This is a genomic window from Spirochaetales bacterium (assembly GCA_016930085.1).
GTDB lineage: Bacteria > Spirochaetota > Spirochaetia > SZUA-6 > JAFGRV01 > JAFGHO01.
The window spans coordinates 1-6335 of the sequence record JAFGHO010000021.1 but is presented as its reverse complement, the minus strand read 5'-3'; the positions used below and the strand labels follow the sequence as shown (position 1 = coordinate 6335).

The window sequence follows — 6335 nt, the reverse complement described above, 5'->3', positions numbered from 1 at the left end:
TTTATGAAAACGTTACCGTTTATGAAAACGTTACCGTTTATGAAAACAGCTACCGTATCGGTCGCGACCTTTTATCGATCACGCCTCACGGATAACATTCGTCCGGCCCGATGCAGCCCGCACAATCGTTGACGACACTGTCGCATATCCATGTGTTGTTGTTTTCGTTCGATTCCGCGATGTCATCGTCCGGATCGGCAAAAAAGGAAATGACGTAGCTCAAGGGGTACTCCCCGCCGTCAAGGGGTCTGGTATTGATCGAACAGGTAATACAGCTGATCGCAGAACCCTGCGGGAAAACCGCCATTTCGCTAGTCGTATGCTGCACGCCATGGTCCGAATAGGCATATCCGGTGAATATGCTTACCGGAACGGATGCCGCGGAAAGACTGCCGCCGCTTCGCTCGACCCAGACATAATACCGGTACACGGTACCTGAAGTGCTTGAATACTGGAATTCACGAAGCACATTGATTATGGCGATATCGGGCTGCTGGGTCGGTCCCGGAGTGGTATACGGCGGCGGAGTCAGGGTGGTGAAGGGCGGTGGTGTGAGAGGCGTAAGCGTCGTGACAGGCGGAAAGGTATACACCGGTGTGACGTCCAGACCGAAAGCGAGGTGGCCGGATAATACACATACGAAAAACACCAGACAAAACATGCAATAATATTTTTTCAATGTTACTTCCTCCTTGTTCAAATACATACCACAAAACCGGTGAAAAACAATATTAATGCAAATTTTTTTCTCATAACGATACAGAAAAACAGGACATTGTTTTTATTTAACGATCATAGGTAATTGATCCTATATGAAATAGGAAAAAACTCCGATTGACCGCACATACTTTTATTGATAACCTGTATCATAACAGTAAACTGAACGATAGAAAAACGGAGGTGATTTTAAAAATGACAACAAAAAAAACAACTATATTAACGGCAATCCTCATGTTCTGTATACCGTTCGCACTTATGGCGCAGAGTTATTCCGACGCGCTGACCAAGGCCATTCAGTTCTACGACGCCAATAAATGCGGACCCGATGTCGCGTCGAACAATGTCTTTTCATCCTGGAGAGGCGCCTGTCATACGCAGGACGGAAACGATGTCGGTGTCAATCTGACGGGAGGCTATCACGATGCCGGCGATCATGTCAAATTCGGCCTGCCCCAAGGCTATACCGCATCGGTGCTGGGATGGGCGCTTTACGAGTTCCGATCGGCATTCGACGGCGCCGGCGCAACGAACAAACTCCTTTCGACACTCAAATACTTTACCGATTACTTTATCAAAAGCAAATCCGGTTCGCGTTTTTATTACCAGGTGGGCGAAGGCGAGGCGGATCACACCTACTGGGGCCCGCCCGAAGAACAGGACCCAAACCGCCCCACATACGCGTGGGCTGATTCGAGCCATCCGGCCACGGACGTTCTCGGTGAAACATCGGCCGCACTCACATTGATGTATCTCAATTATCGGAACACGGATTCCGGCTACGCGAGCCAGTGTCTTTCCCTTGCCCGCGACCTGTATACCATGGCAAAAGGCAATCTCGGTTACGGTGAGGGACAGTCGTTCTATCAGTCGAGTTCCTATTACGACGACCTTTCCTGGGCCGCGACATGGCTGTATGTCGTCGACGGCACATCGAGCTACATCACGGACATCAAAGAATATCTTTCCCATGCCACGCGAAACGGCGACCAGCCCCTTGTCCAGAATCACTGGACCATGTGCTGGGACGATATGGGCCTCGCGGTCTGTACGAAACTCACCCTCCTGACCGGGGATTCTGCATTCAGGAACATCGTGGAAGAAAACCTGGAATACTGGATGAATACCCTCACCACGTCGCCGGGCGGCATGAAATACCTCCACAACTGGGGTGTCCTCCGTTACAACGCAGCCGCCTCGATGATCTCGCTGCTTTACTACAGGGAGACGGGAAACCAGGCTTACCGCACATTTGCAACAAAACAGATCGACTATATACTCGGTTCGAATCCCGCCAACATGTCGTATATGATCGGGTACGGCTCCAACTGGCCGACACACCCCCACCACAGGGCCGCGAACGGGTATACCTATGCGAACGGCGACAACCAGAAGCCCGCGCAGCACACCCTTACCGGCGCCCTTGTGGGAGGTCCCGATCAATCCGACAATTACGTGGACGACGTCAACCAGTATCAGTATACCGAAGTCGCCATCGATTACAACGCCGGACTGGTCGGAGCGCTCGCCGGACTTTTGAGCGGCTCTTCGAGTCCTACATCGCCGCCGGCGCAGACAAATCCTCCGGCGGTCACAAACCCGCCTTCCGTTACCAATCCGCCGTCACAGAACATCGGCGACGTGAACTCGGATGGGAATATCAATATCGTGGACGCGCTTCTTGTCGCGCAGCATTACGTCGGCCTGACCCCCTCCAACTTCAATCAAGCAGCGGCGGACGCGAACTGCAGCGGCAGTATCGATATCGTCGACGCGCTGGTCATCGCCCGCTACTATGTCGGGTTGATCGATCATTTCTGCTAAACGCATTGAAACGGGACGCCTCAGACCCGATGACGAAAAGCTTTCCATGGCCGGCTATCAAAGCCGGCCTTTTTTTTCGCACACCTTATCGGTCTTTTATTCTTTCCATTCTATTGAAACTGAAACAACCGGCGGACTATAATGTCATTGTAACACCGCCCGGAAAAAGATCGGAGAAAGCTTAATTATGTTAGAAATAGATACCAATGAGAAGCTGCATTCACTGCTTGCAGCCGGAGACTCCATGTACCGGATCATTTTCCAGGACATGGACCTCATTCCGTTGACGGAGCAACTGAAAGGGAGAGAGATTACGGAATGTCTTTTTCTCGGCTGCCCGATGAGCAGGGAACTCGAACAGACGCTGAGAGAACGCGGCAATCTCATATTCCCCAATCTGAAAGTCCCTTTCAGACCGTACAGGGGGACGCTTTACACGGCGAACGAACTCTACCGGGGTTTTGATCCCGAAAAACCCGATACCATTGAAAACACCCCCGATGCGGTCATTTACCGCCATTATCTTGAAACCGGCAAGGACACGCCGCCCAGCATCTATGAATCGATCGCGCGGCGGCTGCACGATCATTCGATCACCGACGCCCTGCACGATATCACCGACGCGGTACCTGAAAGGAACATCGTCGCCGTTATGGGGGGACATTCCCTCCTCCGGACGGATCCCGATTACCGGAAGGTGGTGATGCTTTCAAAAAGTCTTGTTGAAAAAGGATATTTCATGCTGAGCGGCGGCGGACCGGGCGCCATGGATGCCGCGCATCTCGGTGCATGGTGCGCGAAACGGGAGGAAACCGAGGTCGATGATATCCTCGGTCTGCTTGCCGGCGGCCCCGACTATAAAAACAGGGAATGGCTTTCCGCCGCATTCAGGGTGATGGAAAGATACCCGTGCAGGACCTTTGTGTGCCGCGATATCGGAATTCCCACATGGCACTACGGACATGAACCGGCCACCCCCTTTGCATCAAAGATCGCGAAATATTTCGCGAACAGCGTCCGGGAGGAAGGACTCCTGGCCCTCGCGAAGGGGGGAATCGTCTATACGCCGGGAAGCGCCGGTACTATCCAGGAAATATTCCAGGACGCCGCGCAGAACCATTATTCCTCTTACGGATTTCCCAGTCCGATGGTGTTTCTCGACACCGCGTACTGGACAAAAACAAAACCGGTCTATCCCCTTTTACGGAAACTCGCGGAAGGAAGACCGTATGAAAAACTCCTCTCGATTACCGACGATTCGGCGGAAGCCGTCCGCGCCATCGAACGTTTTTCGGCCGCAGTATGAGGTCATCCACACATTGTGTTCATTATATATTATGTTACGTTCCGCCCATATGCAGGGGGGCAGTCAAAGCGTGAGAAACGGTACATCTGCCTCAAAGGAAGAATACAATTCAGCCCCGTTCGGCCTTAATGTCACAGATTATCGAATTAATGTCCATCGTTAAAAGTATCGTTTCATCTTTCGTATATTTTCCCGTCCCGGTAATCTTTAGACTTATTGCATTGATTGCTATTTTTCCTTTTACAGCGATATCCCCGTTCTCCTCGATCAGGCCGCTCAGGATGACAGGTGCCGGGCCCATTGTCAGCACAAGATCGGCATCATCCTGCTCTATCGTTATCGTCGTAACCGACGAAAAGGCGTCACAGGATTTGGTTATCACCCACTCTCCCGATATATCGGGATAAGGATTTTCATCGACAACATTCCATATACTGCCGATCTCGTTGCAGGAAACACACAGTAATACGGCAAGACATATAAGGGAAGAAAGAATTATCGCGATATTGTATCTTTTCATTATATGCTCCTAAAACGTTTATCTATTCGTTGCAGTATACACTATTTCCCTCTATTTAGCAAGAAAAAGCGATGTCATGCTTCGGTCACCCGCCTTTCATCCGGCGGCATTATCACGAACTACAACCGCACCTCACGCTGCGGCCATTGCCTCTATACCTGCGGACCCGGCCGGGAAAAAAAATGCATCATCCCGCAGACGGCACACGCTGCGTTTCGCGCCATCGAACGGTTTTCCGAGGGTTCGGGATAAAACAGATTTCAAAACCAGAAAAAATACGGGCGATCAGCTTCTTTCGATGGTAATATCACAGATAATATCGGCCAGATATGCGGTCAACTGCATTATATCCCCGTCTTCGTATTTCCCTTTTACGGTAATTGCCACTTCATTTATTTTTCCTTCGATAAGGATATCGCCGTTTTCTTCAATCGTTCCGATCATGGTAACACTGATCGGTTCCAGCAGGACGGTCAAATCGGCATCATTCTGTTCTATTGTAGCGGTCTGTATGGGCGGCAGTGCTTCGCAGGAATCCGTTATCGCCCACACTCCGGAAACATCGGGATACGGGTCTTCATCGACATCCAACAGCTCGCCGAGTTCATTGCATGAAAAAAAGAACAGGGCCGCAAACAAAACGGGGAAAGAAAGAATTTTTATGACACGGCTTCTTTTCATTATCTTCTCCTTACTGATAAATTTTTTTCTTATTATACACTATCTCCTTTCATAATGCAACCTGTATCAAGACGGTAATCCGGCCATGTCCCGCAAACGGCCGCGGTATCTGTTTACTTTTACGGATGAGGGCGGTATAATATCGATTGTATGAATAAAACCCCCTTCATCACCCGCCTTTCATCCGGCGGCATTATCACGAACTACAACTGCACCTCACGCTGCGGCCATTGCCTTTACGCCTGCGGACCCGGCCGGGCAAAGGACTACATCGCCACGGAGGCGGCGCAAGCCGCTTTCCGCGCCATCCGGCATCTTGGGTGTTATGCGGTTCACGTGGGCGGCGGGGAACCCTTCCTGAACACGGACGGCCTTCTCGATGTGATACGCATCGCCGCGGAAGAAGGGGTGGCGATCGATTATATCGAGACGAACAGCTCGTGGTATAACAATCCGGAACAGGCGGAAGCCGTGCTCCGTTCGCTTCTCGAAGCGGGCTGCTCCACGCTCCTCCTTTCGATAAGCCCCTTCCACAACGAACGCATCCCCTTTGCCCGCGTCAGGGGGGTGAGGGAGGCCTGCCGTAAAACGGGGATGGGGGTTTTCCCCTGGGTCGACGAATTCCTCCCCGACCTGGCGCGGTTCGATTCCGACACCCCGCATTCGCTCGCGGAATACGAAAAAGCTTTCGGGCCGGGGTATATCGCTTCGATACCCGGCCGCTACCGGGTCGCCTTTCGCGGCAGGGCGATCGAGACATACAGAACGTACATGAAACCGGCCGCGCTTAAAACGATACTCGCCTCCCCGCCGTGCGGGGAACTCATCGACACGTCGCACTTTCATGCGGACCTTTACGGCAACTACCTCCCCGGGCTGTGCAGCGGGCTCGCGGTCCGGCTCGACGACCTGGGAGGGCCGCTCGACGACGGACGGTACCCGTACCTTACCCTGCTTCTTCAATCCGGCGTACGCGGGCTGTACGAGTACGCGAAGCGGACGGAAAGTTTTACGGCCGAAGAAACATACGTCTCCAAATGCGACCTCTGCCAGGAGACAAGGCGTTATCTGGTATGCGAAAGGGGCGTCGAAAGCCCCGACCTCAAACCCGAAGGCTTCTACCGCGCCCTGAAAAGGGAGCGTTGAACGGCCGGCGTTTCCCGGGTTGTCCGTGCCCCGAGTCTAATTAATATATTTTAACACGAAGGGCGCGATTGCGCCAGGTGAAGCCTTGAGCGTTGGAATATATAAAGTACGTTGTACTGGAATTGAAATTCGCTTATATGA

6 protein-coding genes are annotated in these 6335 nt (G+C 52.1%); 3 read left to right on the top strand and 3 right to left on the bottom strand.

Annotated features, from left to right (window positions below; translation table 11 throughout):
* Positions 1-85 precede the first annotated feature (85 nt).
* On the bottom strand, positions 86-679 hold the full coding sequence (locus JW881_03840) for a hypothetical protein (protein MBN1696626.1): 594 nt from the start codon (positions 677-679) through the stop codon (positions 86-88).
* Between the two features lie 233 nt (positions 680-912).
* Here JW881_03840 and JW881_03835 point away from each other — a divergent pair, with 233 nt between their 5' ends.
* Both JW881_03835 and JW881_03830 read left to right on the top strand, forming a co-directional pair.
* Positions 913-2541 carry a glycoside hydrolase family 9 protein gene (locus JW881_03835; protein ID MBN1696625.1) on the top strand — a complete coding sequence of 543 codons (1629 nt, stop codon included), beginning with the start codon at positions 913-915 and terminating at the stop codon, positions 2539-2541.
* A gap of 187 nt (positions 2542-2728) precedes the next feature.
* The gene (locus JW881_03830; protein MBN1696624.1) at positions 2729-3847 is read left to right on the top strand and encodes a hypothetical protein; all 1119 of its coding nucleotides are present in this window, start codon (positions 2729-2731) and stop codon (positions 3845-3847) included.
* 109 nt (positions 3848-3956) lie between these two features.
* On the opposite strand, the gene JW881_03825 is transcribed toward JW881_03830, so the two are convergent.
* Positions 3957-4367, bottom strand: a complete 411-nt coding sequence (locus tag JW881_03825; protein MBN1696623.1) for a hypothetical protein — start codon at positions 4365-4367, stop codon at positions 3957-3959.
* Positions 4368-4652: 285 nt separating this feature from the next.
* Positions 4653-5048: a hypothetical protein gene (locus tag JW881_03820; protein ID MBN1696622.1), complete on the bottom strand. Its 396-nt coding sequence runs from the start codon at positions 5046-5048 to the stop codon at positions 4653-4655.
* Positions 5049-5198: 150 nt separating this feature from the next.
* Between JW881_03820 and JW881_03815 the strand changes: the two genes are divergently transcribed.
* A complete protein-coding gene (locus JW881_03815; protein MBN1696621.1) occupies positions 5199-6194 on the top strand; it encodes a radical SAM protein in 996 nt (331 codons plus the stop codon).
* Positions 6195-6335: the final 141 nt, after the last annotated feature.